The sequence below is a fragment of the Sphingomonas baiyangensis genome (assembly GCF_005144715.1).
Lineage (GTDB): Bacteria > Pseudomonadota > Alphaproteobacteria > Sphingomonadales > Sphingomonadaceae > Sphingomonas > Sphingomonas baiyangensis.
The window spans coordinates 291,562-317,900 of sequence record NZ_SWKR01000002.1 but is presented as its reverse complement, the minus strand read 5'-3'; the positions used below and the strand labels follow the sequence as shown (position 1 = coordinate 317,900).

At 67.2% G+C, this 26,339-nt stretch carries 28 protein-coding genes and 1 tRNA gene; 15 read left to right on the top strand and 14 right to left on the bottom strand.

All coding sequences use genetic code 11. The features are described 5' to 3' along the window. Positions 1-9 precede the first annotated feature (9 nt). The 4 genes from FBR43_RS04580 (at position 10) to FBR43_RS04565 (ending at position 3,673) form a co-directional block, all read left to right on the top strand. Positions 10-1,314 (top strand): replication-associated recombination protein A, encoded by a 1,305-nt coding sequence (locus FBR43_RS04580; RefSeq protein ID WP_136942054.1) that lies wholly within the window; start codon positions 10-12, stop codon positions 1,312-1,314. Then, entirely contained in the window at positions 1,287-2,714 is a 1,428-nt protein-coding gene (locus FBR43_RS04575; protein WP_249276461.1) for a serine hydrolase domain-containing protein, read from the top strand. Before FBR43_RS04580 ends, FBR43_RS04575 begins: the two co-directional genes overlap by 28 nt. Further along, entirely contained in the window at positions 2,711-3,583 is an 873-nt protein-coding gene (locus FBR43_RS04570) for a hypothetical protein (protein ID WP_136944037.1), read from the top strand. Before FBR43_RS04575 ends, FBR43_RS04570 begins: the two co-directional genes overlap by 4 nt. 17 nt (positions 3,584-3,600) lie before the next feature. Further along, positions 3,601-3,673, top strand: a tRNA-Thr gene (locus tag FBR43_RS04565). Between the two features lie 3 nt (positions 3,674-3,676). Here FBR43_RS04565 and FBR43_RS04560 read toward each other — a convergent pair. From FBR43_RS04560 to FBR43_RS04550, 3 genes are read right to left on the bottom strand one after another with little or no spacing between them, the layout of a single operon-like run. After that, entirely contained in the window at positions 3,677-4,312 is a 636-nt protein-coding gene (locus FBR43_RS04560; protein ID WP_136942053.1) for a heme exporter protein CcmB, read from the bottom strand. Further along, positions 4,309-4,872: a heme ABC exporter ATP-binding protein CcmA gene (gene ccmA, locus FBR43_RS04555; RefSeq protein WP_169542459.1), complete on the bottom strand. Its 564-nt coding sequence runs from the start codon at positions 4,870-4,872 to the stop codon at positions 4,309-4,311. Before ccmA ends, FBR43_RS04560 begins: the two co-directional genes overlap by 4 nt. Next, positions 4,869-5,279, bottom strand: coding sequence for a metallopeptidase family protein (locus tag FBR43_RS04550; RefSeq protein WP_169542492.1), 411 nt, complete (start codon positions 5,277-5,279; stop codon positions 4,869-4,871). The genes ccmA and FBR43_RS04550 overlap by 4 nt, the downstream gene beginning before the upstream one ends. A 24-nt stretch (positions 5,280-5,303) precedes the next feature. Between FBR43_RS04550 and FBR43_RS04545 the strand changes: the two genes are divergently transcribed. Beyond that, positions 5,304-5,600, top strand: coding sequence for a 4a-hydroxytetrahydrobiopterin dehydratase (locus FBR43_RS04545; RefSeq protein WP_136942050.1), 297 nt, complete (start codon positions 5,304-5,306; stop codon positions 5,598-5,600). Further along, complete coding sequence (locus FBR43_RS04540; protein WP_136942049.1) at positions 5,597-5,950, top strand: nuclear transport factor 2 family protein; 354 nt, start codon at positions 5,597-5,599, stop codon at positions 5,948-5,950. Before FBR43_RS04545 ends, FBR43_RS04540 begins: the two co-directional genes overlap by 4 nt. A gap of 728 nt (positions 5,951-6,678) precedes the next feature. Here the strand turns inward: FBR43_RS04540 and FBR43_RS04535 are convergent. Further along, positions 6,679-7,479, bottom strand: coding sequence for an SDR family oxidoreductase (locus FBR43_RS04535; RefSeq protein WP_249276460.1), 801 nt, complete (start codon positions 7,477-7,479; stop codon positions 6,679-6,681). A gap of 38 nt (positions 7,480-7,517) precedes the next feature. Here FBR43_RS04535 and FBR43_RS04530 point away from each other — a divergent pair, with 38 nt between their 5' ends. The 5 genes from FBR43_RS04530 to FBR43_RS04510 are packed head-to-tail and all read left to right on the top strand — an operon-like array spanning position 7,518 to position 13,049. Continuing rightward, positions 7,518-8,297 carry an ATP-binding cassette domain-containing protein gene (locus FBR43_RS04530; RefSeq protein WP_136942048.1) on the top strand — a complete coding sequence of 260 codons (780 nt, stop codon included), beginning with the start codon at positions 7,518-7,520 and terminating at the stop codon, positions 8,295-8,297. After that, entirely contained in the window at positions 8,294-9,838 is a 1,545-nt protein-coding gene (locus tag FBR43_RS04525; RefSeq protein ID WP_136942047.1) for an ABC transporter permease/substrate-binding protein, read from the top strand. Before FBR43_RS04530 ends, FBR43_RS04525 begins: the two co-directional genes overlap by 4 nt. Positions 9,839-9,846: 8 nt before the next feature. Further along, entirely contained in the window at positions 9,847-10,758 is a 912-nt protein-coding gene (locus tag FBR43_RS04520; protein ID WP_169542491.1) for a M20/M25/M40 family metallo-hydrolase, read from the top strand. Positions 10,759-10,798: 40 nt separating this feature from the next. Beyond that, the gene (locus FBR43_RS04515) at positions 10,799-12,643 is read left to right on the top strand and encodes a DUF885 domain-containing protein (RefSeq protein ID WP_136942045.1); all 1,845 of its coding nucleotides are present in this window, start codon (positions 10,799-10,801) and stop codon (positions 12,641-12,643) included. Between the two features lie 19 nt (positions 12,644-12,662). Further along, positions 12,663-13,049 carry a hypothetical protein gene (locus FBR43_RS04510; RefSeq protein ID WP_136942044.1) on the top strand — a complete coding sequence of 129 codons (387 nt, stop codon included), beginning with the start codon at positions 12,663-12,665 and terminating at the stop codon, positions 13,047-13,049. Between the two features lie 5 nt (positions 13,050-13,054). On the opposite strand, the gene typA is transcribed toward FBR43_RS04510, so the two are convergent. The 4 genes from typA to cysD form a co-directional block, all read right to left on the bottom strand. Beyond that, positions 13,055-14,872 (bottom strand): translational GTPase TypA, encoded by a 1,818-nt coding sequence (typA, locus tag FBR43_RS04505; RefSeq protein ID WP_136942043.1) that lies wholly within the window; start codon positions 14,870-14,872, stop codon positions 13,055-13,057. 86 nt (positions 14,873-14,958) lie between these two features. Next, complete coding sequence (locus tag FBR43_RS04500) at positions 14,959-15,687, bottom strand: 3'(2'),5'-bisphosphate nucleotidase CysQ (protein ID WP_136942042.1); 729 nt, start codon at positions 15,685-15,687, stop codon at positions 14,959-14,961. After that, positions 15,684-17,603: a sulfate adenylyltransferase subunit CysN gene (gene cysN, locus FBR43_RS04495; protein WP_136942041.1), complete on the bottom strand. Its 1,920-nt coding sequence runs from the start codon at positions 17,601-17,603 to the stop codon at positions 15,684-15,686. Before cysN ends, FBR43_RS04500 begins: the two co-directional genes overlap by 4 nt. Then, complete coding sequence (gene cysD / locus FBR43_RS04490; protein WP_136942040.1) at positions 17,603-18,514, bottom strand: sulfate adenylyltransferase subunit CysD; 912 nt, start codon at positions 18,512-18,514, stop codon at positions 17,603-17,605. Before cysD ends, cysN begins: the two co-directional genes overlap by 1 nt. A 43-nt stretch (positions 18,515-18,557) precedes the next feature. Between cysD and FBR43_RS16055 the strand changes: the two genes are divergently transcribed. Continuing rightward, the gene (locus FBR43_RS16055; RefSeq protein WP_169542490.1) at positions 18,558-18,728 is read left to right on the top strand and encodes a hypothetical protein; all 171 of its coding nucleotides are present in this window, start codon (positions 18,558-18,560) and stop codon (positions 18,726-18,728) included. A 43-nt stretch (positions 18,729-18,771) separates the two neighbouring features. Here FBR43_RS16055 and FBR43_RS04485 read toward each other — a convergent pair whose 3' ends face one another. Further along, positions 18,772-20,283 carry a replicative DNA helicase gene (locus tag FBR43_RS04485; RefSeq protein WP_136942039.1) on the bottom strand — a complete coding sequence of 504 codons (1,512 nt, stop codon included), beginning with the start codon at positions 20,281-20,283 and terminating at the stop codon, positions 18,772-18,774. Positions 20,284-20,404: 121 nt separating this feature from the next. Between FBR43_RS04485 and FBR43_RS04480 the strand changes: the two genes are divergently transcribed. The 3 genes from FBR43_RS04480 to FBR43_RS04470 are packed head-to-tail and all read left to right on the top strand — an operon-like array spanning position 20,405 to position 22,004. Next, positions 20,405-20,887: a UPF0262 family protein gene (locus FBR43_RS04480; protein ID WP_136942038.1), complete on the top strand. Its 483-nt coding sequence runs from the start codon at positions 20,405-20,407 to the stop codon at positions 20,885-20,887. Between the two features lie 17 nt (positions 20,888-20,904). Then, positions 20,905-21,570, top strand: a complete 666-nt coding sequence (locus FBR43_RS04475; protein WP_249276459.1) for a GH25 family lysozyme — start codon at positions 20,905-20,907, stop codon at positions 21,568-21,570. Next, positions 21,567-22,004 carry a cytidine deaminase gene (locus FBR43_RS04470; protein WP_136942036.1) on the top strand — a complete coding sequence of 146 codons (438 nt, stop codon included), beginning with the start codon at positions 21,567-21,569 and terminating at the stop codon, positions 22,002-22,004. The genes FBR43_RS04475 and FBR43_RS04470 overlap by 4 nt, the downstream gene beginning before the upstream one ends. Before the next feature lie 6 nt (positions 22,005-22,010). Here the strand turns inward: FBR43_RS04470 and FBR43_RS04465 are convergent, their stop codons facing one another. The 5 genes from FBR43_RS04465 to FBR43_RS04445 form a co-directional block, all read right to left on the bottom strand. After that, the gene (locus FBR43_RS04465; protein WP_136942035.1) at positions 22,011-22,598 is read right to left on the bottom strand and encodes an NADPH-dependent FMN reductase; all 588 of its coding nucleotides are present in this window, start codon (positions 22,596-22,598) and stop codon (positions 22,011-22,013) included. Between the two features lie 12 nt (positions 22,599-22,610). Further along, positions 22,611-23,195, bottom strand: coding sequence for a GNAT family N-acetyltransferase (locus tag FBR43_RS04460; protein WP_249276458.1), 585 nt, complete (start codon positions 23,193-23,195; stop codon positions 22,611-22,613). 16 nt (positions 23,196-23,211) lie between these two features. Then, complete coding sequence (gene clpX, locus FBR43_RS04455) at positions 23,212-24,480, bottom strand: ATP-dependent Clp protease ATP-binding subunit ClpX (protein ID WP_136942034.1); 1,269 nt, start codon at positions 24,478-24,480, stop codon at positions 23,212-23,214. Positions 24,481-24,655: 175 nt separating this feature from the next. Beyond that, the gene (locus tag FBR43_RS04450; RefSeq protein ID WP_136942033.1) at positions 24,656-25,285 is read right to left on the bottom strand and encodes an ATP-dependent Clp protease proteolytic subunit; all 630 of its coding nucleotides are present in this window, start codon (positions 25,283-25,285) and stop codon (positions 24,656-24,658) included. Positions 25,286-25,348: 63 nt separating this feature from the next. After that, positions 25,349-26,308: a glycosyltransferase family 2 protein gene (locus FBR43_RS04445; protein ID WP_136942032.1), complete on the bottom strand. Its 960-nt coding sequence runs from the start codon at positions 26,306-26,308 to the stop codon at positions 25,349-25,351. Between the last annotated feature and the right edge of the window lie 31 nt (positions 26,309-26,339).

Sequence of the window (26,339 nt, the reverse complement as noted above, 5' to 3'; positions counted from 1 at the left end):
GTTGCGGAAATGGCCGATCTGTTCGGGGACGTCGCTCCCCCGCCCCCTGCCCCGCCCGCCGACGCGCCGCTCGCTGACCGCCTGCGGCCGCCGGCGCTGGCAGAGGTGGTCGGGCAGGATCACCTGACCGGCCCCGAAGGTGCGATCGGGCGGATGGTCGCGGCGGGCAAGCTTTCGTCGATCATCCTGTGGGGGCCGCCGGGCACCGGCAAGACCACCATCGCGCGGCTGCTCGCCGACGCCGTGGGGCTGCGCTACATTCAGCTTTCGGCGGTGTTCTCGGGCGTCGCCGACTTGAAGAAGGCCTTCGCAGAGGCCCGCGAGCATGGCCGCGCGGGTCGCCGCACCTTGCTGTTCGTCGACGAGATTCACCGCTTCAATCGCGCGCAGCAGGACGGCTTCCTGCCCTATGTCGAGGACGGCACGATCACGTTGGTCGGCGCCACCACCGAGAACCCCTCGTTCGAACTCAACGCCGCGTTGCTCAGCCGCGCGCAGGTGCTCATCCTGCAACGCCTCGATGCCGCCGCGCTCGACACGCTGCTGGCGCGTGCCGAAGCGCTGCTCGATCGCCCGCTTCCGCTCGACGCCGCCGCGCGCGCCGCGCTGGTGGCGAGCGCCGATGGCGACGGGCGCTTCCTGCTCAACCAGGCCGAGACCCTTTTCTCGGTCGGCATCGACGGCACGCTCGATCCCGCCGGCCTCTCGGCCTTCCTCCAACGCCGCGTAGCGGTGTACGACAAGGACCGCGAGGGGCATTACAACCTCATCTCCGCCCTCCACAAAAGCCTGCGCGGCTCCGATCCGCAGGCCGCGCTCTATTATCTCGCGCGGATGCTCACGGCCGGCGAGGAACCGCTCTACGTGCTACGCCGGCTGGTGCGCTTCGCCAGCGAGGATATCGGCCTCGCCGATCCGCAGGCGCTGGTCCAGTGCCTCGCAGCCAAGGACGCCTATGATTTCCTGGGCAGCCCCGAGGGCGAACTGGCCATCGTCCAGGCCTGCCTCTATTGCGCCACCGCGCCCAAATCGAACGCCGCGTACAAGGCGCAGAAGGCGGCATGGAAATCGGCGCGCGACACCGGATCGCTGATGCCGCCGCCCAACATCCTCAACGCGCCGACCAGGCTGATGAAGGAGATCGGCTATGGTAAGGGCTACGCCTATGACCATGACGCCGAGGACGGCTTCAGCGGCGCCAATTACTGGCCCGCCGAAATGACGCCCGAACGCTTCTACACCCCCACCGAACGCGGCCATGAGAAGCGCATCGCCGAGCGGCTGGCATGGTGGGACGAACGCCGACAGCGCTGATCGCGCTTGGCATCGGCGTCGCGCTCTGCTTGGCTGCGCGCATGGTCATCACCCCCCGCCTGCTGCTCGCCGCGTCGCTCCTCGCGCTCGCCGCCCCCGCCCCCGCGCAGGACGCGCCCTCGCCGTACACGCGCGCGATCGCGGCGGGATACAAGGCGCTGATGCTGTGCGGCGCGCGCAACAGCGCCGCGGTCGCGGGCGTCGAGCGCAGTATCGCCAGCATCGAGGCGAACGAGCTTAAAGGCACCTACCCGGATTATGACGCGCTGCTGCCGACGCTGAACGCCGATGTGTCGCCCGCCGGGGTCTCGGTCCCCTATGATACCGCGATGCCGCCGCGCATCGCCCGCGCCGAGGGGCTCGCCGGCTGCCGGCTACTCCCCATCGGCGCGAAACCCGCTGCGCCTGCCGCGCCCACCATGCCGCCAAGGTCCACCGGCGGCTGGCCATTGGCTGACAACGCCACGATCACCGCGCCGCGCGGACCCCTCGCCCCGGTGCTCGCCCGCGCGTTCGACGGCAGCTTCGGGCAAGGCAGCAACACCACGGCCGTGCTCGTGCTCGGCGCCGATGGCCGCATCGCCGGCGAGCGATACGCCGAAGGCTTTGGTGCCAACACACCGCAGCGCACCTGGTCGGTCGCCAAGAGCATCGCCGGCACGATCATCGGCGCCGCCGCGCACAAGCGACAGATCGATCCCGCCGCCCCCGCCCCCGTCCCCGAATGGCAGCGCGAAGGCGATCCTCGCCGCGCGATCACGCTCGATCAGCTGCTGCGCATGGCGAGCGGACTGCACAGCGATACCGCCGGCAACCGCACCGATGCGCTCTATTTCGGCGGCACCGCCGTCACCGAGGAAGCCGTGGCATGGCCATTGGAGGTGCCGCCGGGCACCCGCTTCCGCTACGCCAACAACGACACGCTGCTCGCGATCCGCGCGCTGCGCGCGAAGCTCGGCCGCGACGATTTCGCGCGCGATGTGCTGCTTGATCGCATCGCCATGCGCTCGACGATCCCCGAGCAGGACTGGCAGGGCAACTACATGCTCTCGAGCCAGGTCTGGTCCACCCCACGCGACTTCGCGCGCCTCGGCACTTTGTGGCTCAACGACGGCGTGTGGCAGGGTGAGCGCATCCTGCCCGAGGGCTGGGTCCGTTACATGACCACACCCTCGGGCCCGCAGCCCACAAGCGGCGCCGGCTATGGCGCGACCTTGTGGCTGTTCGGTCCCGATCAGGGCCTGCCCGCCGGCAGCTATGCCGCACAGGGCAATCGCGGCCAGTATATCATGGTCATCCCGGCGCGCCGGCTCGTCATCGTCCGGCGCGGCGAGGACGCGGGCAGCGCGCGCTTCGATATCGCCGCCTTCGCCGCCGCCGTCGCCGGGGCGCTGCGCTGAGCCACGCCGGCCGCTTCGCGCATTTCGTCGCGATCGACTGGTCGGGCGCGGTCGGTGCGCGGCAGCCGGGCATCGCCGTCGCGCTCGCCACACCCGGCACCGGCGCACCGCGCCTCGTCCGCCCCGGCCATATCTGGTCGCGCGCCGACATACTTGCCTGGCTGCGGCAAGACCTGCCGTCCGACACGCTCGTCGGCCTCGATCTCGGCCCCTCGCTCCCTTTCGTCGATGAAGGCGCCTTCTTCCCCGGCTGGGACGAGAGCCCGGCCGATGCACGGTCGCTCTGGGCGCTGGTTGACGCGATCTGCGCCGATGCCCCCCACCTAGCCGCCACCAGCTTCGTCGATCACGCGCAGGTCGCGCGCCACCTGCGCCGTCACGGCGGCCGCAAGGGCGAGCATTTCACCGGCCGCGGCCGGCTGCGCGTCACCGAACACGCGCAGCGCGCGCAGGGGCTCAATCCCTATAGCAACCTCAACCTCGTCGGCGCCGCGCAGGTGGGCAAGTCGAGCTTCACGGGGATGCGAGTGCTGCACCGGCTGGCAAGCGCGCTGCCCGTCTGGCCGTTCGATCCGCTGCCATCCGCCGGATCGGCAATCGTCGAGATTTACACCAGCCTCGCCGCAATCGCCGCGGGCCGCGCCAAGGGCCGCACCAAGCTGCGCACCCACGCCGAACTCGACGCGGCGCTGGCGGCGCTCGGCAGCGAACCGCTCGGAGGCGCAGGCGCGATCGCCGATCATGCCAGCGACGCGCTGCTCACCGCCGCCTGGCTGCGCACCGCCGCCGCCGACCCCATGCTCTGGGCGCCCCCCGCACTCACCCCGCCGATCGCACGCACCGAGGGCTGGACCTTCGGCGTGCGCTGACGCATTAGCAGCGGCGCGCCGGCTTAGCTCAGTTGGTAGAGCACCTGATTTGTAATCAGGGGGTCGCGGGTTCGATTCCTGCAGCCGGCACCGTCATTCGCGCCCCACGCGCATCGCCGCCCCCGCGACGAAGGGCGCGCCCGCCAGCAGCAGCAGCGATACCGCACCCAGCAGCTTCAACGCCCCCGGCCCCTCGCCCACGCCGAAGATCAACAGCGGCAGCGCCAGCGGCAACATCACCAGCCCCGCGATCGCCCCCGCGCCGCGTAAGCCTGCGGTCAGCGCACCCGTCGCCACCGCCAGCGCCGCCAGCCCCGGCGTGCCGATCGCCAGCGCCAGCATCGTGCGCGCCAGCGCCTCGCCCGGCATGCCCAGCAACCCCGCGGCGATCACGCTCGCGGCGATCAGCGGCGGGCCGAACCCCAGCCAGTGCCCCGCGATCTTGGCGAGCGCCACCATCGCATCGGGAAGCCCGCGCACCGCCAGCTGATCGAGCACGCCGGCCTCCAGATCGGGGCCGACCAGCCGCTCGACAGGCAGCAGCGCCGCGAGCAGCGCCGCCGACCACAGCACGCCACCCGCGATCCGCCCCAGCAGCGCCGGATCGGGGCCGACGGCGAAGGGGAACAGGATCGTCACCAGCAGGAAGAACGCGACCGGCAGCAGCACGCCGCCGCTTGCCCAGGCGCGCCGCAGCTCGCGCCACGCGATGCCCGCAAAGCCGCTCACAGCCGCAGTTCCTGCGCATCGGGCACCGCCACGGGCACATGCGTGGCGACCAGCACCGCACCGCCGCCCGCGCGATGCGCGGCGATCGCCGCCTCGAGCAGCCGCGTCGCCGCCGCATCGAGCCCGTTCGCAGGCTCGTCGAGCAGCCACAACGCGGCACCGCTCGCGATCACCCGCGCCAGCGCCGCACGCTTGCGCTGCCCGGTCGAGAGCAGTCGCACCGGCACCTGCACCAGATCGGCAAGCGCCATCGCACCGAGCGCGGCCGCCACCGCATCGCCGCGCCCGTCGATCGCCGCCCAGAAGCCCAGCGCCTTGGCCAGCGGCAGTTCGGCGTCGAGCGCCGCCGCCTCGCCCGCCAGCGCCAGCCGCTCGGGCCGCTCGACCTGCCCGGCCACGGGCGCTAGCAGCCCCGCCGCCACGCGCACCAGGCTCGATTTGCCGACGCCGTTCGGCCCCAGCACCATCAGCGCGCCGCCCGCCGGCACCATGAACGAAAGCTCGGTGAACAGCACCCGCCCGCCGCGCGCGCAGGTCACGCCGTCGAACGTCAGGCTCACCCGGCCGCGGCCTCGAGCGCGTGCATGTCGTCGTCCGAAAGGCCGAAATGATGCCCCACCTCGTGCACCACAACATGATGGACCAGATCGTCGAGCCGCACGCCGGTGTCGATCCATTCCCACAATATCGGCAGGCGGTAGAGGTGGATGCGATCGGGCATCGCGGCGCTGTCGAAGCTCGATTTCTCGCCGAGCGGGCGCCCGTGATACAGCCCCGTCAGCTCGATCGGCTCGTCGATGCCGAGCGCCGCCAGCGTCTCGTCATCGGCATAGTCCTCGATCAGCAGCACCACATCGGCCAGATGCTCGGCGAAGGGCGCAGGGATGCGCGCCAGCGCCGCGCGCGCCATCGCCTCGATCGCGGCGGCATCGGGAGCGACTTGGCAAAAGGCGGGTGCATCGGCCATGTGGGCGGGCATAGGAGACACCGCATGATCGAGCAACTGAGCGAAGCCGAGCGCGTCGATGCGCTCGAAGGCCTGCCCGAATGGGATCACGACGAGGCGCGCGATGCCATCACGCGCAGCTTCGCCTTCGCCGACTTCTCCGAGGCGTTCGGCTTCATGGCGCGCGTCGCGCTGCTCGCCGAAAAGGCCGATCACCATCCCGAATGGTCGAATGTGTACAACCGCGTGGAAATCCTGTTGACGACGCACGACGCCGGCGGGCTTTCCGAGCGCGATATCGACATGGCGCAGGCGATCGACGCGCTCGTCGACACGCCGTGACGCCGCGGCAGGTGGTCGAGGCCTGGGTCGATCGCTTCAACGCCGGCGATGTCGATGGACTGGCGGCGCTCTACCATGAAGACGCCGTCAATCATCAGGTGGTGCAGGCCCCCGTCGAAGGCCGCGCCGCGATCCGCGCGATGTTCGTGCGCGAGCTGGCCGAGGCAGACATGGTATGCGTCGTCGAAGCGATCCACGAAGCCGGTGACGTTTGCGCGCTCGAATGGCGCGATCCGCTGGGTCTGCGCGGCTGCGGCTTCTTCACCGTGCGCGAAAGCCGCATCGCCTTCCAGCGCGGCTATTGGGACCGGCTGAGCTTCCTCACGATGCACGGCCTGCCGATCGCGTAGCGCAACGCGATGCCGGGGTGGTCAATCCAAAGATGCTGTCAGTCCGCAACCGAACCCATTGCGGACATTCCGACTTGCTACCACGATCCTAATGGCGGTCGAAAGGATGCCGTTGACGTGGACCGACAAAGACGATGAGACCATTCATCATAACAGCGGTGGCCCTGACCGTCGCGGCGATCTTTTTGGTGTCACGCCTTTGGATTCCGGTCGAGCCTGGTCCTGATCTAGCCAACCCAAAGGCGTTTATCGGCTGCTATGGGTCTCAGGCCGGAAAGGTTGTGGTCAATAGCAATGATGTGGCTGTCCCATATCAAGTTCAAACCACCAAGATAAAGGGTTTCCCAAGTTTAAACGTAACGCGGTCGTAAACACCGTCAATAATTTACGAATATATACTAATGGCAAGAGCTTATTTGTGGGTAATGCGGACACGGGATTCTTTTACAAGTTTGATAGTGATGCAAAGCCCACGGCAATCATTATCCCAAATGACAGCGGTGTTGAGAGGGTGCTTCCGCGCGTTCGCTGCTGAGCGGCTGCTTCGGTGATCGACGCCCGAAAGCGGACTGGCGACTTCCCGCCCATTAACCGTCGCCCATCCCTTCAACTTGGTTTCCGACCTATCCGAAACCTCCCTTTCACCGTTCGTGCTGAGCCTGTCGAAGCACGGCCCTTTCGTGCGGCTTCAAAGCAGAACGACACCCAGCCACCGCGCATCACCCCCCTCAAAGCGATCGCCCCATCTGCTTACGGAGCGCACCCGGCATCCAGCGCGCAGCGAATTTGAGCCGTTCGGCGGTCTTGCCCACTACCGTGTGCACCGCATCGCCATGCACCGCGCGCCACGCCGCCTCGGCCACCTGCTCGACGGGCGTGAACTCCAGCCCGGCATCGCGCACCCGCTCGCGCACATTCTGGTTGGTGCCCGGCACGCCCGCATCGAGCAGCGGCGTATCGATGAAGCTCGGCATCAGGCTGCGCACCTTGATGCCCTCGGCGCGCCATTCGCCTTCCAGCGCCTCGGTCAGCCCGCGCACCGCGAATTTCGTCGCCGAATAGATCGCAGCACCCGGCGTGCCATAGATGCCGGCGGCCGACGCAGTGTTGAGCAGGCCGCCACCCGGCGCGCGCTTCAGGTAGCGGTATCCGGCATGCGCGCCCCATACCACGCCCTGGAAATTGATCGCCACGCAACGCGCAAGCTCGGCCGGATCGGCGTCGGCGAACACGCCCCCCACCGCGATGCCGGCATTGTTGAACACCACGTCGATGCCGCCCTCGCCCGCGAAATCGGCGAGCGCCACGTCCCAGCCATCGCGGTCGCGCACGTCGAGCACATGCGTGCTCGCTTGCCCGGCGGGCAGTTCGGCGGCGACGCGCGCCATCGCCGCCGCGTCGATATCGGCGAGCCCCACCTGCCATCCGCGCGCCGCGAACAGCGCCGCCGTCGCGCGGCCGATGCCCGATCCGCCGCCCGTCACGAATATGCGCTTGCGATAATCGACCACGCATCCTGCTCCCATCATTTTGACCTTGGCGCGATCATTCCGCATGGTCGGCATCAATGCCAGAACAAAGCGGCCCCGCCCTCGCCTTCGATGGCGTCACCAAGCGCTATCCCGGCGGTGTCGTCGCGGTCGACGACGTGTCGCTCGCCATCGCCGGCGGCAGCTTCGTCGCGCTCGTCGGCACCTCGGGCTCGGGCAAGTCGACCTTGCTCAAGACCGTCAACCGCCTGATCGATCCCGATGCCGGCCGCATCACGATCGCCGGTGCCGATGTCGCCGCCGAGCCCGCGCCGCACCTGCGCCGCCGCATCGGCTATGTGTTCCAGAACACCGGGCTATTCGCGCACATGACGGTGGGCGAGAATATCGCGATCGGCCTGCGCCTTGCCGGCGCCGCCCCCGCCGAGCGCCGCGCCCGCGTCGACGAACTGCTGGCGCTGGTCGAACTCCCCGGCGAGGTCGCCAATCGCCTTCCCGATGCGCTCTCGGGCGGCCAGCGCCAGCGCGTCGGCGTCGCGCGCGCACTCGCCACGCGTCCGCGGCTGATGCTGATGGACGAGCCGTTCGGCGCGCTCGATCCCGTCACGCGCGCCAGTCTGGGGGAGGCGATCCGCGGCCTGCACGATCGGCTGGCGCTCACCACCGTCATGGTCACGCACGACATGGCCGAAGCGATGCTGCTCGCCGATCGCGTGCTGGTGATGGCGCAGGGCCGCATCGTCGCCGATGCCACGCCAGCCGCACTGATGCGCGGCGAAGCCGGGGCCGAGGCCGAGGCGCTGGCAGCCGTGCCACGCGAGCAGGCGCACCGCCTCGCCCGGCTCGAACGCGCATGACCGAAGCTTTCGCACGCGTCCCCGAACTGCTCGCCGCGCATGTCCTGCTGGCATTCGCCGCGCTGGCGCTCGGCCTCGCCATCGCATTGCCGCTCGCCGTCGTCTCGGCGCGCCGCCCCGCCGTCGCACGCGTGACGCTCGGCATCGCCAGCCTCGTCCAGACGATCCCGGCGCTGGCGCTGCTCGCGCTCTTCTATCCGCTGCTACTGTCGCTGTCGGCGCTGCTCGGCGGTGCGATCCCCGCGCTCGGCTTCCTGCCCGCGCTGCTGGCGCTCACGCTCTATGCGCTGCTGCCGATCCTGCGCAACGGCGTGACCGGCCTCGTCGGCCTCGATCCCGCCGTCATCGAGGCCGCCGATGGTGTCGGCATGACGCCATGGCAGAAGCTCCGCCTCGTCGAGGCGCCGCTGGTGGCACCCGTGTTGATGGCGGGCATCCGCACCGCGGCGGTATGGACGATCGGCGCCGCTACGCTCTCGACCACCGTCGGCGCGGCGAGCCTTGGCGATCTCATCTTCGCCGGCCTCCAGACGCAGAACTGGAACCTCGTGCTCGCGGGCTGCATCGCATCGGCAGCGCTGGCGATGGCAGTCGATATGCTGCTCGCATCCGCCGAGCACGGCTTGCGTGCGCGACGGCCGTGGCGGGCATGGGCGAGCCTGGCGCTGCTCGGCGCCGCGCTGCTCGTCTCGGTGGCGCCGAAGCTGTCGCCTGGCGCCGATGTTGTCACTGTCGGCGCCAAGGGGTTTTCCGAGCAGTATATTCTCGCCCGCCTAATCGGAAACCGGCTCGAAACCGCGGGATACCGCGTCCGCTATCGCGAGGGGCTGGGCTCGGCGGTGGCGTTCGATGCGCTCGCGAACGGCGATATCGACGTCTATGTCGATTATTCGGGAACGCTCTGGACCAACCAGATGCAGCGCACCGACGTGCCGCCCCGCGCCGCCATCGTCGCCGGCGTACGCGACTGGGCACGCGAAACCCGTGGTGTCCGCACATTGGGGACGCTCGGCTTCGAGAACGCCTACGCCTTCGCCATGCGCGAGGCCGATGCCGAAAAGCTCGAAGTGCGTACACTTAGCGACCTTTCGCGCGTCGCCCCCAATCTTGCCTTCGGCACCGATGTCGAGTTTCTCGAACGCCCCGAATGGCGCGCCGTCCGCGACGCCTATGGCCTGCGCTTCGCCAGCCAGACGCCCTATCACCCCACCTTCATGTACCGCGCGCTCGCCAGCGGCCGCGCCGACGTGATCCCCGCCTTCTCGTCCGACGGCCGCATCGCCGCCGATCGCCTGCGCGTCCTCGCCGATCCCAAGGGCGCGATCCCCGGCTATGACGCGCTGCTGCTTCTCGCCCCCGCCCGCGCCGACGATGCGCGCTTTTCCGCCGCGCTCGCGCCGCTCATCGGCCGCATCCCGGTCGAGGCGATGCGTGAGGCGAACTACCGCGTCGATCGCGATGCCGGCAAGCAGAGCCCCGCCGCCGCCGCACGATGGCTGGCCGCGCGGATCGGCCTTTCCGAAGCCGCACCCGCGCGCTAGGGCAGCGCATGCTCGCGCTCACCCTGCCGCTCGCACTGCTCGCCTCGTCGCAGGCAAGCGATCCGCTGCTCACCGATCTGGCGACGCTCGCGGCCCCCCGCATGGAAGGCCGCGCCCCCGCCACGCGCGGCTCGGCGCGTGCCCGCGCGCATATCATCGCCCGGCTCGAGGCGATCGGCGCGGCGCCGCTCTACGCCCGCTACGAACGTCCCTTCCGCACGCGCCATCGCGGGCGGGCGCTGCGCGGCACCAACGTGCTGGCGCAGATCGACGGCACCGATCGCGACGATCATCGTGTTATCGTCGTCGGCGCGCATTACGATCATGTCGGCATGCAGGGCGGCAGGCTGCATCCCGGCGCCGACGACAATGCCTCGGGCGTCGCCGCACTGCTCGCCATCGCGCAGTCGCTCGCCGACAAGCCGGCGCGCCACAAGGTAATCCTCGCCTTCTGGGATGCCGAGGAGCCGGGTTTCTATGGCGCACGTGCCTTCGTGGCCGATCCCCCGGTGCCGCTCGCGCGCATTGCGCTCAACATCAACCTCGACATGGTAAGCCGCAGCGACAAGGGCGAGCTTTTCGCCGTCGGCGGGAAGACCTACCCGCAGTTGCAACCCGTGCTCGATACGCTCGCCAACGAGGCGCCGATCAAGCTGCGCTTCGGGCACGAAGGCCCGCAGGAAGGCGACGACGACTGGGTCGAACTCTCGGACCATGCCGCCTTCCACGCCAAGTCGATCCCCTTCGTCTATTTCGGCGTCGAGGATCATACTGACTATCACCAGCCGGGCGACACGGCGGGCAAGGTGCCAGTCGAGTTCTTCCGCGGTTCAGCGGCCACCATTCTGGCGGCGGTCCGCGCTTTCGACGCAGCGCTCGACACGGCGCCCGGCCTTGCCGGCCCGGCGCCCGGTCGATAGCCTTGCCCCATCCTTCCCGTTCAACTTCAAGGGCCTGTTCATGCGTGTCATCCCGCTTTCGCTTCTTCTAAGCACCGCACTCGCAGGCTGCACTCAGCCCGATGCGACCGGGCCGCAAACGATCGCCGCGCAGCCCGCCGCCACTACGCCCGCTACCGCGCAGGCGCAGGACGCCGCACTCGTCGCCTATCTTGACGCCGCGTTCGATCGCGCCGCGGCGCTCAGCCCCGAAACGCTCACCAGCCTCGGCAGCAAGCAGGATTACGGCAAGCTCGACGACTATACCGGCCGTACCGCCGACCAGCGCCTCGCGATCGCCGAAGCGACGCTTGCGGGCATGCGCGAGCGCTTCGATCCCGCCCAGCTCTCCGACAGCGGCCGTCTCAGCTATCGGCTGTACGAAGTGCAGGTCGAGAATATGCGCCGCATGCATCCATGGCGCGATCACGGCTTTCCCGTCTCGACCAATGGCAGCCCTGCGGGGTCGATCCCCACTTTCCTGCTCAACAATCACCGCGTCGGCTCGGTCGCCGATGCCGAAGCCTATGTCTCGCGCATCGCCGAGACCGAACGCGTGATGCGCGAGGTCTCGGCTCGTATGCGCGCGCAGGCAGCCAAGGGCATCGTGCCGCCACAGATGGTGTTCGCGCCTGCGCGCAACGACGCGAAGAAAGTGCTGGTCGGGGCGCCGTTCACCGCCGGCGAGGATTCGACCGTGATGGCCGATTTCCGCAAGAAGGTGAACGCGCTCAACGTGGCGCAGGCCGAGAAGGACCGGCTGCTCGCTGCCGGGCAGGCTGCGCTCACAGGACCGTTCAAGCGCGGCTTCGATACGCTGTTCGCCGTGCTCGACGAGATCGAGCCGCAGGCCAAGGGCAATAACGGCGCGTGGAGCCTGCCCAACGGGGCCGAATTCTACGCAGCGCGTCTTGCGCAGAACACCACGACCGAGCTGACCGCCGACCAGATCCACCAGATCGGCCTCGATCAGGTCGCGCGCATCCGCGCCGAGATGGAAGCGATCCGCCAGCGCGTAGGCTTTCAGGGCGATCTCAAGGCATTCTTCACGCACATCCGCACCAGCCCGCAGTTCAAGTACGAGAACTCACAGGCAGGCCGCGAGCAGTATCTCACCGATGCGCGCGGCGTGATCGCCAACATGATGACCGCCGCGCCGCGCTTCTTCCGCACGCTTCCCAAGGCCGAGCTCGAGGTCCGGGCGGTCAAGGAATGGCGACAAGCGACGGCATCGACCGCCTTCTACAACCGCCCCGCGCCCGACGGATCGCGCCCGGGCATCTATTACGTCAATCTGGCCGACATGGCGCAGGTGCAGAAGGTGCAGATGGAAGGCATTTCGGTGCACGAAGGCGCGCCGGGCCATCATTTCCAGATCGCCCGCCAGCAGGAATTGGAGGGCTTGCCCAAGTTCCGGCGATTCGGCGGCTACAGCGCCTATTCGGAAGGCTGGGGTCTCTATACCGAGCGGCTGGCGCAGGAGATGGGCGGCTATGCCGATCCCTATTCGCAGTTCGGCATGCTCTCGCTCCAGATGTGGCGGGCGATCCGGCTGGTGGTCGACACCGGCATCCACTCGAAGCGCTGGACGCGCGAGCAGGCGCAGCAATATTTCCGCGACAACTCGCAGATTTCGGAAATCGATCTGGTTCGCGAGGTCGATCGCTACATCAACAATCCTGGCCAGGCGACGAGCTACATGATCGGCCAGCTCAAGATCGCCGAACTGCGCGCGCGTGCCGAGAAGGAAATGGGCAGCCGCTTCGACATCCGCGATTTCCACGAAGCGATATTGTCGAACGGCGCGATGCCGCTCGGCGTGCTCGAGGAGCAGGTCGAGCGCTACATCGCGAGCGGCCGGGCGTAACGGCGGTACAATAGACCCGATGAGCGCGGCGCGGCTGATGTTCGTCTACAATGCCGACGATGGATTGGCCGCGGCGCTGCTCGACGCTGCGCACAAGCTGGTGTCGCCGGCGACATACCCATGCTCGCTGTGCGCCGTTACCTATGGCGCGGTGGCGATGCGGCGCGACTGGCGCGCGTTCCTCCGCCGCCTCGCCGCGCCCCCGCGCTTCTATCATCGCCAGAAATTCGAACGCGATCATCCGGACGTCGCGGAGCCGCTGCCGCTGGTCCTGATCGAGCGCGAAGCGCACGTCTCCACGCTGATCGACGCGCGCACGCTAGCCAGCATTCGCGATGTTCCCGCGCTGGTCGCGATGATCGAAAGCCGTGCGCCCGATGCCGTGGAGGCACCGGGCGAAGGCTGATCGCGTCAGGCCGCCTTGGCGCGGCTCGCGCGCTTGCGCTCGTGCGGATCGAGGAAGCGCTTGCGCAGGCGGATCGTCTTGGGCGTCACTTCGACCATCTCGTCGTCGTCGATATAGGCGATCGCCTGCTCGAGCGTCAGCTTCCACGGCGGCGTCAGGCGGACGGCATCGTCCTTGCCCGATGCGCGGAAGTTGGTGAGCTGCTTCGACTTCATCGGATTGACTTCGAGGTCTTCGGGCTTGGCGTTCTCGCCGATAATCATGCCCTCGTACAGCGCCTCGCCGACGCCCACCATGAGCACGCCGCGCTCCTCCAGCGGGCCAAGCGCATAGGCATTGGCCTCGCCCGCACCGTTCGAGATGAGGACGCCGTTTTTGCGGCCCTCGATCGGGCCCTTGTACGGCCCGTATTTCTCGAACAGCCGATTCATGATGCCGGTGCCGCGCGTGTCCGACAGGAACTCGCCATGATAGCCGATCATCCCGCGCGACGGCGCCGAGAAGGTGATGCGCGTCTTGCCGCCGCCCGAGGGACGCATGTCGGTCATCTCGGCCTTGCGGATGTTCATCTTCTCGACGACCGAGCCCGAATATTCCTCGTCGACGTCGATGATGACGGTTTCGTACGGTTCGGTACGGCCGCCATTCTCGTCTTCGCCGAAAAGCACACGCGGACGGCTGATGCCGAGCTCGAAGCCCTCGCGGCGCATCGTCTCGATCAGCACACCCAACTGAAGCTCGCCGCGGCCGGCGACCTCGAAGCTGTCCTTGTCGGCACTTTCGGTCACCTTGATCGCGACGTTCGATTCGGCCTCACGCATCAGGCGGTCGCGGATCATGCGGCTCGTCACCTTGGTGCCCTCGCGACCCGCCATCGGCGAGTCGTTCACCGCAAAGCGCATCGACAGCGTCGGCGGATCGATGGGCTGCGCCTGGATCGGCGTCGAAACCGAGGTATCGGCGATGGTGTTCGACACCGTCGCGACCGCGAGACCCGCGAGCGAGATGATGTCGCCCGCCTGCGCCTCGTCGGTCGGCACGCGGTCGAGCCCGCGGAAGGTCATGATCTTCGACGCGCGGCCCGTCTCGATGACGTTGCCGTCCATGTCGAGCGCATGGATCGCCTGGTTGACCTTCACCTTGCCGCTGGTGACGCGGCCCGTCAGCACGCGACCAAGGAAATTGTCGCGATCGAGGAGCGTGACGAGGAAGGTGAACGGCGCCTCGGTGTCGAGCGAGGGCGGCGGAACATGGTCGACGATCTTCTGGAACAAGGGCGTCAGCGTGCCCTCGCGCCGATCGGGATCCTCGCTCGCATAGCCGTTGCGGCCCGAGGCGTAGAGCACCGGGAAGTCGAGCTGTTCGTCATTCGCGTCGAGCGACACGAACAGGTCGAACACCTCGTCCAGCACTTCCTGGATGCGCTGGTCGGGACGATCGACCTTGTTGACGACGACGATGGGCTTGAGGCCGAGCGCCAGCGCCTTGCCGGTCACGAACTTGGTCTGCGGCATCGCGCCTTCGGACGAATCGACCAGCAGGACGACGCCGTCGACCATCGAAAGGATGCGCTCCACCTCGCCGCCGAAATCGGCGTGGCCCGGCGTATCGACGATGTTGATGCGCGTGCCTTCCCACTCGATCGAAGTGGGCTTGGCGAGAATCGTGATCCCGCGCTCCTTCTCGAGATCGTTCGAATCCATCGCACGCTCTTCGACGCGCTGGTTGTCGCGGAAGGTGCCCGACTGGCGGAAGAGCTGGTCGACGAGCGTGGTCTTGCCGTGGTCGACGTGGGCGATGATCGCCACGTTGCGCAGATTCATGATGTTTCCCGAAATAGCCGCGCGTGCCGCGCAGGGTGTCCGGGCGCGCGCTTAGCCGATTTGCTGCGCGCGCGAAAGGGGGCGGGTCACTGCGTGCCTAGTACCGCCAGCACGTTTGCGGCCAGCGCGGGCTGGCAGATCAGCAGATCGGCCACATAGGTATCTTCGCGGTTGTAGCGCAGCGGCGATCCGTCGAGCCGGCTGGCATGCAGGCCATGCGCCAGCGCGACTGCCACCGGCGCCGCCGAATCCCACTCATATTGCCCGCCCGAGTGCAGGTAGATGTCAGCCTCGCCGCGCACTACCGCCATCGCTTTGGCACCGGCCGAACCCATCGACACGATTTCGGCCCCGAGCGCGGATGCGACGGCAAGGGCCTCGGCGGGGGGACGCGAACGACTGACCACGATGCGAGGGGGCCGCGCGGGTTTCGCCAACGGTTTCGGAGTATCGGAGCGCAGCACCAGCCCGAGATCGGGTAGCGCCACCGCGCCGAGCGTCGCGACGCCGTCGATCGCGAGCGCGACATGCACCGCCCAGTCGCTGCGCGCCTCGCCATATTCGCGCGTGCCGTCGACGGGATCGATGATCCACACGCGCGAATGCGCAAGCCGCACGCCGTCACACTGCATTTCCTCGGAAAGCAGACCATCCTCGGGTCGTGCGGCACGCAACGCGTTGACCAGAAACGCATTGGCGGTCTGATCGCCCGCAATCCCCAGCGCCTTGCCGCCAACGATACCCGAGGCGCGTACCGCTAGCAGGATACGCCCGGCGGCCTGCGCGAGTTCGGCCGCAAGCTCGCCATCGGTCATGGGATCAACCGTCGCACAATGGCCTCGGCCGCCTCCTCGACACTCATCGCAGTCGTATCGATGCGGATCTCGGGGTCCTCGGGAGGCTCATACGGCGAGTCGATGCCGGTGAAATTCGCGAGCTTGCCGCTGCGCGCCTTGGCGTACAGCCCCTTCACGTCACGCGCTTCGGCTTCGGCAAGCGGCGTGTCGATGTGGATTTCGATGAATTCACCCGGCTCCATCATCCGCCGCACCATCTCGCGCTCGGCGCGGAACGGGCTGATGAACGCGGTGATGACGATCAGCCCTGCATCGGTCATCAACCGGGCGACCTCGCCCACGCGACGAATATTCTCCACCCGATCGGCATCAGTGAACCCCAGGTCGCGGTTGAGACCGTGGCGTACATTGTCGCCATCGAGCAGAAAGCTGTGACGGTTCATCCGCGCGAGCTTCTTCTCGACCAGATTGGCGATCGTCGATTTGCCCGCACCCGACAGCCCGGTGAGCCACAGCACCGCCGGCTTCTGGTTCTTGAGCGCGGCGCGCGCCTCGCGGCTCACTTCGACGGGCTGCCAGTGCACGTTCTGCGCGCGGCGAAGCGCGAAATGCAGCATGCCGCATGCAACGGTCGCATTTGTGAGCTTGTCGATGAGGATGAAGCCGCCCAGCTGGCGGCTGTCGGCATAGGGCTCGAACACCAGCGCGCGATCGGTCGCGAGCGTGGCGACGCCGATCGCGTTGAGATCGAGCGTCTTGGCGGCAAGCTGCTCCATCGTATTGACGTTGACCTGGTATTTGGGCTCCTGCACCGTCGCCGTCACGGTCTGCGTGCCGAGCTTCAGCCAATAGCCCCGCCCCGGCAGCAGCGCCTCCTCGCCCATCCAGACGATCGTCGCCTCGAACTGGTCCGACAGCTGCGGCGGCGTATCGGCCGCCGCGATGACGTCGCCGCGCGAGCAATCGACCTCGTCGGCGAGCGTTATCGTCACCGACTGGCCGGCGACCGCGCGGTCGAGATCGCCGTCGAGCGTTACGATCCGTGCCACGCTGGTCGTGCGGCCCGAGGGCAGCACGCGCACCGTATCGCCCGGCGCGATGACTCCGCTTGCGATCTGTCCCGCAAAGCCGCGAAAATCGAGATCGGGGCGATTGACCCACTGGACCGCCATGCGGAAGGGCGCTGCCTGTGCGGCATCGCTATCGACCTCGACGCGCTCGAGATGCTCGATCAGCGTCGGCCCGTCATACCACGGCGTGTGTGCGCTGCGGGTGGCGATGTTGTCGCCGCGGAACCCCGAGATCGGCATCGCCACGAAACGCTCGATGCCGATCGTCCTGGCGAACGCGGCATAGTCGGCAACAATTGCGTCATAGGCGGCGCGATCATAGCCGATCAGGTCCATCTTGTTCACCGCGAGCACGATGTGCCGGATCCCGATGAGATGCGCGAGGTAGCTGTGGCGGCGCGTCTGGGTCAGCACGCCCTTGCGCGCATCGATCAGGATCACGGCAAGATCGGCGGTCGAAGCGCCGGTCACCATGTTGCGCGTATATTGCTCATGACCCGGCGTGTCGGCGACGATGAACTTGCGCTTCTCGGTCGCGAAGAAGCGATAGGCGACATCGATCGTGATGCCCTGTTCGCGCTCGGCAGCGAGCCCGTCGACCAGTAGCGCGAAATCAATTTCCTGCCCCTGCGTGCCGACGCGCTTCGAATCGGCTTCGAGTGCCGCAAGCTGATCCTCGAAGATCATCTTCGAATCGTAGAGCAGCCGGCCGATCAGCGTCGACTTGCCGTCGTCGACCGATCCGCAGGTGATGAAGCGCAGCAGCGACTTGCGCTGGTGCAGGTCAAGATAGGCGTCGATATCCTCGGCGATCAGCGCATCGGTGCGATAGGTGGGGTCGGGGGCGCGCAAGTCGTCGGCCATCAGAAATACCCCTCCTGCTTCTTCTTCTCCATGCTCGCCGACCCCGCATCGCGATCGATCGCGCGGCCCTGGCGCTCGGACGTGGTCGTCAGCAGCATTTCCTGGATGACCTGTGACAATGTCGTCGCCTCGCTCTCGACGGCGCCCGTCAGCGGATAGCAGCCAAGCGTGCGGAAACGGATCGAGCGATCGACGGGCGTCTCGCCCGGTTCGAGCCTGAAGCGCTCGTCATCGACCATCAGCAGCATGCCGTCGCGTTCCACCGTCGGTCGGGGGGCGGCGAAGTAGAGCGGGACGATTGGAATGTCGTGGCGCTGGATATATTGCCAGATGTCGAGCTCGGTCCAGTTCGAGATCGGGAACACACGGATGCTCTCGCCCTTGGCCTTGCGGGCATTGTAGAGGTTCCACAGTTCGGGGCGCTGGTTCTTTGGGTCCCAACGATGATTGGCCGAGCGGAAGCTGAACACGCGCTCCTTCGCGCGGCTCTTTTCCTCGTCTCGCCGCGCGCCGCCGAACGCCGCGTCGAAGCCATAGCTGTCGAGCGCCTGCTTCAGCCCCTCGGTCTTCCACAAGTCGGTATGCAGCGCGCCATGATCGAAGGGATTGATGCCGCGCGCCTCGGCTTCGGGATTGCGATGGACGAGCAACTCCATGCCGCTTTCGCGCGCCATGCGATCGCGCAATTCGTACATCGCCTGGAATTTCCATGTCGTATCGACATGCAGCAGAGGAAAGGGCGGCGGCGCGGGGTAGAAGGCCTTGCGCGCCAGATGCAGCATCACCGCCGAATCCTTGCCCACCGAATAGAGCATGACCGGCCGTTCGCACTCGGCCACCACTTCGCGAAGAATGTGGATGCTTTCGGCCTCTAGGCGATCGAGATGGGTCAAGCTGTCGGCAACGGGCATCGGCTGCGGTCCTGCAAATCATTCCCGCCGCACATAGGCGATCATGGCGCTGCCGCCATCGCAGGGAATCAGCGCGCCACTGGCCCTTCAGACCAATCAGCGCCGCCGTGCAAATCCCGCGCAGCCCGCAGAAACGCTGGCGTTTCCCGAGGAGCCGATGCCCAGATCGGCGTTATTCGACCGCGGCACCTTAACCGTGGCCAAGAAAATATAGGGCATGTTGCCGGCGTACGATCTGCCCGCCTCGGCCGAGCAACTCAGTCGAGCGGCCCGGCATATTGCGCGCCGGCATAGTCGCTGAAGCGCGTGATCTCGGGCTCGAACTTCAGCGTCACCTTGCCTGTGGCACCATGGCGCTGCTTGGCGATGATGAGCTCGGCCAGGCCGAACACGCGCTCCATGTCCATGTGCCACTTCTGGTGGTCTTCGAAAACCTTCGAATCGTCGCCCTCGACCGGCCGCTTGGGCTCCTTGGCGGCGACGTAATAGTCCTCGCGATAGACGAACCACACCATGTCGGCGTCCTGCTCGATCGAGCCCGATTCGCGCAGGTCCGACAGCTGCGGCCGCTTGTCCTCACGCTGCTCGACCGCGCGGCTGAGCTGCGACAGCGCCATCACCGCCACGTCGAGGTCCTTGGCAAGCGTCTTGAGACCACGGCTGATCTCGGAGATTTCCTGCACGCGATTGTCACTCGCGCGGCTGCCTGATCCCTGAAGCAACTGGAGATAGTCGATCACGACGAACTTGAGATCGTCGCCCAGCGTCCGCTTGAGGCGACGCACGCGCGTGTGCAGCGCGCTGATCGAGAGGCCCGCAGTATCGTCGATGAACAAGGGCAAGTTCTGCAGGTCGGTAGCCGCCTCGGCAAGCTGGCGGAACTCGGCCTTCGATATCTTGCCCATGCGCAGCGCTTCGGAACTGATGCGCGACTGTTCGGCAAGGATGCGCGTGGCGAGCTGGTCGGCCGACATTTCGAGGCTGAAGAACGCGACCTTGCCGCCGACGCTTTCCTTGGGCGTCAGGCCGATCGCCATGTCATCCATCCAACGCCGCGCCGAATTGAACGCGATGTTGGTGGCGAGCGAGGTCTTGCCCATGCCGGGACGGCCGGCGAGGATCACGAGGTCCGAATGGTGCAGGCCACCGATGCGCTGGTTGATGCTCTCGAAGCCCGTCGTCGTGCCCGAAAGCCCGCCGCCCGAATTGAGCGCCTTCGCCGCCATGTCGACGGCGGCGGTGGCGGCATTGGCGAAGGTCTTGACCGTCTTGTTCGTCGGGCCGCCCGAGGCGACCGCGAACAGCGCTTCCTCCGCCGCCTCGATCTGCGCCGAGGGATTGATCGCCTCGGACGTGTCCATCGCCTTGTCGACCAGGCCCCGGCCGACTTCGACCAGCGTGCGCAGCAGCGCGAGATCGTGAATCTGCTTGGCGAACTGGCGCGCGCCGATCAGCCCCGCGCCAGATCCGGTGAGTTGCGCCAGATAGCCCGGCCCGCCCAGTTCCTTCATGCCGGCGTCGTTGTCGAACATCGGGCGCAGCGTCAGCGGGTTGGCGAGCAGATCGTCACCGCGCAGCTTGGCGATGGCGGCGAAGATGCGGCCATGCACGGGCTCGAAGAACAATTCGGGCTTCAACTGGTCGAGCAGATCGTCGGCCAGCCGGTTGTCGATCATCATCGCGCCGAGCAACGCGGCCTCGGCTTCGACATTCTGCGGGAGCCGCAGCCCTTCGCCGGGCGCGGGGGGAATCATCGGATGCGTTGCCATGCCGGCCTTGTCGGGGAAGCGACCGGCAGGCGCAAGCCGCTTGGCTGTGGATAACGGGCACAACGCGGCGGACCGCTCGAACGTTGATCCGGCGGGCAAAACGCGGCAACGCTGCCCTGCAATGGCCGATCCGCGCATCATCGACGTCACGCTCGACGAACGCACCATCCTGTGGCGCAACGCCGATATCGAGCAGGAACGGCGCATCGCTATCTTCGATCTTCTCGAAGGCAATCATTTCCGCCCGCTTCGCGCGCATGACGACGGCTATGCCGGCCCCTATCGGCTTGCGCTGAGCGTCGAGGAAGGGCGGCTCGCGCTTGCCATCGCGCGCGAGGACGGGCGCCATCTGGAAACGCTGGTGCTGGCGCTGGGGCGCTTCCGCCGGCCGATCCGCGACTATTTCGCGATCTGCGACAGCTATTACCAGGCGATCCGCAGTGCGACGCCGCAACAGATCGAGACGGTCGACATGGCCCGGCGCGCGCTGCACAATGACGCCGCCGAGTTGCTCAAGGAGCGGCTCGACGGCAAGATCGAGATCGATTTCGACACCGCGCGAAGGCTTTTCACGCTTATCTGCGTGCTGCATATCAAAGGTTGATCGGGGGAATGGGGGCAATGTTGCGCGTGCTGGCGGGAGCCGGTCTGGCCGCCGCCGTGGCGGGCGGCGGCTGGTGGTATGCCGGCGAATGGCGCCCCGCGATCGAGGCGTATCCGGTGCAGGGCGTCGATGTCGACGCGCAGTCGGGGCCGGTCGACTGGGGGACCGCGAAGGCCGACAACATCGATTTCGTCTATGCACTGGCGACCAGCGGCGAGGCCGGTCGCGATCCGGCCTTTGCCGCGCATTGGCAGGCTCTGGCGCAGTTCGGCATCCGTCGCGGCGCGATGCATGCCTATTCGCTGTGCGCGCCAGCGATCGAGCAGGCCGATCATTTCAACGCCACGGTGCCCCGCACGCTCGACGCGCTGCCCGTGACGATCACCTTCGCCTTCGATCCGGCATGCGCCGCGCGGCCCGATCGCACCGCGCTGGTCGAGGACGTGTCGGCGCTGATCGAGCGCGTCGAGCGGCATAGCGGCAAGCGTGTGCTGCTCCGCATCGCACCCGCGTTCGAGGAGGAATATCGGCTGAGCGAGGCGATCGATCGCACCGTGTGGGCCGAGCGGCGCTTCTTCACGCCCGGCTATGTCGCGCGTGGCTGGCGCATGTGGCAGGCGAACGATATGGCGCGCGTCGACGGTTTCGACACCCCCGTCCGCTGGAGCGTCGCTGCACCATGACCCCGCCCGAACTCATCGCTGCCGCGCGCGAGGCTGCGCGTCATGCCCATGCACCCTATTCGCGCTTCTCGGTGGGGGCAGCGGTGCTGCTGACCGACGGCAGCGTCGTCACCGGCGCCAATTTCGAGAATGCGAGCTACGGCCTGTCGCTGTGTGCCGAGACGGTGGCGATCGCCAAGGCGGCGAGCGAGGGACGGCTGCGCGACGTGTCCGAAATCGCGGTGATCGGCGGGATGCAGGTCGATGGCGCGGCGCGCGGCAGCGATCCCGTGCGGCCGTGCGGGCGGTGCCGGCAGGTGCTCAACGAGGCCTCCGGGATGGGCGGGCGCGACATCACGCTCTACTGCGCGGGGGCCGAGGGGGATGGTTACGAAGTGCACGCACTTCGCGATTTGTTGCCGCATGCCTTCGGGCCGGCCGATCTGGGGCTGTAGCGCCGCTCAATAGGGCGGAGCCTGGCGGCGGCGCTGTTCGCGCGCAGCCTCAGCCCACCACGACAAGTCACTGGCAAAGCGAGGAAATGCCTTGTCGAGTGCGGCGCCGCCCTCGCCCGTCGGCTGGGCATCGGCATCGAGCGCCTGACCGATCTGGCCGACGGTGAGCGTGCTCGAGACGACTGCCATGCCCATCTCCGACAGGATGGCGTGCCACTGCGAATTGGCGCGCGCACCGCCCAGACGGCCTGCCGAATAGCTTGCGATCGCCGCCGGTCGCCAGAACCACTCCTCGAGGAAGTGATCGGTCAGGTTCTTGAGACCCGGCTGTACGCCCCAGTTATACTCGCCTGTTACGAATACGAAACCATCTGCCGCGACGATCTTCGCCGCCAGATCGGCCATTGCGCGCGGCGCGTCATCTTCGGCATATTCCTTGAACATCCGGTCGAGCATCGGCAGCCCGACCGCCTGTGCATCGACGAGTTCGACATGGTCGCCGCGCTCGCCGAAGCGCTCGACAAGATAGCGCGCGAGGCGGATGCCCTGCCGGTCGCGCCGGTAGCTGCCGTAGAACACCAGATATCGCGCCATCGCCGCCTGCTCCTATCCGCGCTGCATCGACCAGAAAACGGGGCCGTCGCCCGGCACCTGCCAGCGACTGTGCACTTCGAAGCCGAGATGGCGATAGAAGCCCAGATTGGCCTCGTTGGCCGTCTCCAGATAGGCAGGCGCGCCTTCGATGCGCTGCAACCCGGCGCGAACGGCGGCGACGCCCAGCCCCCTGCCCTGTGCTGCGGGCGCACAGCCGGCAATGTGCAGATACCAGAACGGCTGCGGCGGGAAGTGCGCCTCGATCGCCTTGCCCAACCGATGTGCACGCTCGAGCCCTTCACCGAAGCGCCACAGCGCGACCAGCCGCTGACGCCACCCGAAGCGCGCATCATTGTCGGCACTGCCCGGCGCTCGCCAAAGCGTGACCGCCTGACGATCATCGGAGATCAGGCGCAGCCCGCGATCGGCATCCGAATCATAGAGCATCGCGAACAGCCGCGGCAGATGCCGGCGGCGCTGGCGTGCATCGGGAAACAGGAAGCACATCGCCGGATCGTCGGCGAACGCTGCCGCGAGCGAGGCTATCGCCATGTTGCGATCGGCAGCGGAAACGGGGCGGATCATGGCGTCAACCACTTCCGCCCCGCGTCATTCAGGCCGCGCCGCCGCCGGCCTTTTCCTTCTTGGCATAGACGCGCACGGGCTCCTTGCGCCCTTCGACCACGTCCTTGTCGACCACGACCTCGTCGACGCTGTCCATGCTGGGCAGATCGAACATCGTATCGAGCAGGATGCCTTCGAGGATCGAGCGCAGGCCGCGCGCGCCGGTCTTGCGGTCGATCGCCTTCTTCGACACCGACACGAGCGCATCGTCATTGAAGCCGAGCTTCACGCCCTCCATGTCGAACAGCTTCTGATACTGCTTGACCAGCGCGTTCTTGGGCTCGGTGAGGATCTTCACCAGCGCCGACACGTCAAGATCCTCGAGCGTGGCGATCACCGGCAGACGGCCGACGAACTCGGGGATGAGGCCGAACTTGAGCAGATCCTCGGGCTCGACCTGGCGCAGCGTCTCGCCAGTGCGGCGCTCCTCGGGGGCTGCGACATAGGCGCCGAAGCCGATCGACTTGCCCTGCAGACGGTCGCCGATGATCTTCTCGAGGCCCGAGAACGCGCCGCCACAAATGAACAGGATGTTGGTCGTATCGACCTGGAGGAACTCCTGCTGCGGATGCTTGCGCCCGCCCTGCGGCGGGACCGACGCGGTGGTGCCCTCCATCAGCTTCAGCAATGCCTGCTGCACGCCCTCGCCCGAAACGTCGCGCGTGATCGAGGGATTCTCGGCCTTGCGGCTGATCTTGTCGATCTCGTCGATATAGACGATGCCGCGCTGCGCCCGCTCGACATTATAGTCCGAGGCCTGGAGCAGCTTGAGGATGATGTTCTCAACATCCTCGCCGACATAGCCCGCTTCGGTCAGCGTCGTCGCATCGGCCATGGTGAACGGCACGTCGAGAATGCGCGCGAGCGTCTGCGCGAGCAGCGTCTTGCCGCAGCCGGTGGGGCCGACGAGCAGGATGTTCGACTTCGACAGCTCGACATCGGCACCCTTGGCGCCGTGGTTGAGCCGCTTGTAGTGATTGTGCACGGCGACCGAGAGCACGCGCTTGGCGCGCTTCTGGCCGATGACGTAGTCGTCGAGCACGTCGCAGATTTCCTGCGGCGTGGGCACGCCACCATCCTTCTTCGAGACGAGCGCCGACTTGGCTTCCTCGCGGATGATGTCGTTGCAGAGCTCGACGCACTCGTCGCAGATGAACACCGTGGGGCCGGCGATGAGCTTGCGTACCTCGTGCTGCGACTTGCCGCAGAACGAGCAGTAGAGGGTGGACTTCGAATCGCCGCCGCTCAATTTCGTCATTCAGTCACCATTCGCTCCAGACAGGCGGAGCGACCTTTCAGCCCCTGATCCGGCGAGGCGCCCGTACACACTGATCGTCGCGCTGCCGGAGCGCGCGACGACCGATCCTACACTGCCCTTGCCGGGGGACAATCAACAAAATGTGCCAACAAAATGTGAGCATCCCCCAACGGCGTCAGCTCGCCTTTTCGCTGTCCTCGGCGAGCGCCGGGCGCTTGTCATACACCTGATCGACGATACCGAACGCCTTGGCCTCCTCGGCCTCGAGGAAGGTGTCGCGGTCCATCGCGCGCTCGATCTCCTCGATCGGCTTGCCGGTGTACTTCGAATAGAGCTCGTTCATGCGCTTGCGGATACGGAGGATTTCGCGCGCCTGGATCTCGATGTCGCTCGCCATGCCCTGCGCGCCGCCCGAGGGCTGGTGCACCATGATGCGCGCGTTGGTGAGCGCGACCCGCAGCCCCGGCTCGCCCGATGCCAGCAGGAAGCTGCCCATCGACGCCGCCTGCCCGATGCACACGGTGCCGACGCGCGGGCGGATATACTGCATGGTGTCATGGATCGCCATGCCCGCCGTGACGACGCCGCCCGGCGAGTTGATGTACATCCAGATGTCCTTCTTCGGATTTTCCGATTCGAGGAACAGCAGCTGCGCCACGATGACCGAGGCCATGCCGTCTTCCACCGGCCCGTTCACGAAGACGATGCGCTCGCGCAGCAGGCGCGAGAAGATGTCGAAGCTGCGCTCGCCACGGCTCGACTGTTCGATGACGATGGGAACAAGGGCGCTCAAGGGGTCGTGCATGGAAATCCCGCTCTGGAAGGTGAGCCGCCAACATCGGCGCTCGATGGAGACAGCGCAAGGGGGTCAGGACGCTGTCGGATGCCCCGGCGCGGGATAGGCTAGATAGGCAAGGCGGCGGACTTCGCGGCGGCCGCGCACGACGGTGTCGAGGATGAGGCCGGCGAACAGGTTGAGGAAGGCGAGGATCATCAGCCCCGTCGCGAGGATCGCGGTGGGGAAGCGCGGCACTTCGCCCGTTTCGAGATAGGTGACGCCGAGCGGCACCGCGAGCAGCACCGCCACCGCGGCGAACAGCGCGCCGATGATGCCGAAGAACAGCATCGGCCGCTCGATACGGTAGAGCGTGGCGATGGTGGTGGCGATGCGCCAGCCGTCCGAATAGGTGCTGAGCTTCGATTGCGAGCCTTCGGGGCGCGCGAAATAGGGCGTTTCGACCTCGGCGACGGGCATCTTGAGTTCGAGCGCGTGGACGCTGATCTCGGTTTCGATCTCGAACCCGGCCGAGAGCGCGGGGAAGCTTTTCACGAAGCGGCGCGAGAAGACGCGGTAGCCCGACAGGATATCGGTAAAGCTGCGCCCGAACAGCCGGGCGAGCATGCCCGTGAGCGCCTTGTTGCCGAACTGGTGGCCGCGCCGATAGGCTTCGGCTGCCTCGTGGATGCGGCTGCCGACGACCATGTCGAGCTGTTCGTCGATCAGGCGCGCGACGAGCGCTGGCGCCGAGGCGGCATCGTAGGTCGCGTCGCCATCGGCCATCACATAGATGTCGGCATCGACATCGGCGAACATGCGGCGCACCACCGCGCCCTTGCCCTGCACGCGCTCGCTGCGGACGATCGCGCCGGCGGCGCGGGCGACCGCGACGGTGCCGTCGCGGCTGTTGTTGTCATACACGTAGATCGCCGCATCGGGCAGCGCGGCACGGAAGCCCGCAACCGTCTGCGCGATCGCGGCTTCCTCGTTGTAGCAGGGCAGGATAACGGCGATGCGTGGTTCGCCGCCGCGGCTTGGCTGATGATTCACGCTACCCCCGTTCGGGCTGAGCCAGTCGAAG

Coding starts and splice junctions, on each gene's coding strand:
- FBR43_RS04580 (WP_136942054.1), top strand. CDS start 10: ATGGCCGATCTGTTCGGGGACGTCGCTCCCCCGCCCCCTGCCCCGCCC.
- FBR43_RS04575 (WP_249276461.1), top strand. CDS start 1,287: ATGGTGGGACGAACGCCGACAGCGCTGATCGCGCTTGGCATCGGCGTC.
- FBR43_RS04550 (WP_169542492.1), bottom strand. CDS start 5,279: ATGGCCGATGCACCCGCCTTTTGCCAAGTCGCTCCCGATGCCGCCGCG.
- FBR43_RS04545 (WP_136942050.1), top strand. CDS start 5,304: ATGATCGAGCAACTGAGCGAAGCCGAGCGCGTCGATGCGCTCGAAGGC.
- FBR43_RS04535 (WP_249276460.1), bottom strand. CDS start 7,479: ATGATGGGAGCAGGATGCGTGGTCGATTATCGCAAGCGCATATTCGTG.
- FBR43_RS04530 (WP_136942048.1), top strand. CDS start 7,518: ATGCCAGAACAAAGCGGCCCCGCCCTCGCCTTCGATGGCGTCACCAAG.
- FBR43_RS04525 (WP_136942047.1), top strand. CDS start 8,294: ATGACCGAAGCTTTCGCACGCGTCCCCGAACTGCTCGCCGCGCATGTC.
- FBR43_RS04520 (WP_169542491.1), top strand. CDS start 9,847: ATGCTCGCGCTCACCCTGCCGCTCGCACTGCTCGCCTCGTCGCAGGCA.
- FBR43_RS04515 (WP_136942045.1), top strand. CDS start 10,799: ATGCGTGTCATCCCGCTTTCGCTTCTTCTAAGCACCGCACTCGCAGGC.
- FBR43_RS04510 (WP_136942044.1), top strand. CDS start 12,663: ATGAGCGCGGCGCGGCTGATGTTCGTCTACAATGCCGACGATGGATTG.
- typA (WP_136942043.1), bottom strand. CDS start 14,872: ATGAATCTGCGCAACGTGGCGATCATCGCCCACGTCGACCACGGCAAG.
- FBR43_RS04500 (WP_136942042.1), bottom strand. CDS start 15,687: ATGACCGATGGCGAGCTTGCGGCCGAACTCGCGCAGGCCGCCGGGCGT.
- cysN (WP_136942041.1), bottom strand. CDS start 17,603: ATGGCCGACGACTTGCGCGCCCCCGACCCCACCTATCGCACCGATGCG.
- cysD (WP_136942040.1), bottom strand. CDS start 18,514: ATGCCCGTTGCCGACAGCTTGACCCATCTCGATCGCCTAGAGGCCGAA.
- FBR43_RS16055 (WP_169542490.1), top strand. CDS start 18,558: ATGGCGCTGCCGCCATCGCAGGGAATCAGCGCGCCACTGGCCCTTCAG.
- FBR43_RS04485 (WP_136942039.1), bottom strand. CDS start 20,283: ATGGCAACGCATCCGATGATTCCCCCCGCGCCCGGCGAAGGGCTGCGG.
- FBR43_RS04480 (WP_136942038.1), top strand. CDS start 20,405: ATGGCCGATCCGCGCATCATCGACGTCACGCTCGACGAACGCACCATC.
- FBR43_RS04475 (WP_249276459.1), top strand. CDS start 20,905: ATGTTGCGCGTGCTGGCGGGAGCCGGTCTGGCCGCCGCCGTGGCGGGC.
- FBR43_RS04470 (WP_136942036.1), top strand. CDS start 21,567: ATGACCCCGCCCGAACTCATCGCTGCCGCGCGCGAGGCTGCGCGTCAT.
- FBR43_RS04465 (WP_136942035.1), bottom strand. CDS start 22,598: ATGGCGCGATATCTGGTGTTCTACGGCAGCTACCGGCGCGACCGGCAG.
- clpX (WP_136942034.1), bottom strand. CDS start 24,480: ATGACGAAATTGAGCGGCGGCGATTCGAAGTCCACCCTCTACTGCTCG.
- FBR43_RS04450 (WP_136942033.1), bottom strand. CDS start 25,285: ATGCACGACCCCTTGAGCGCCCTTGTTCCCATCGTCATCGAACAGTCG.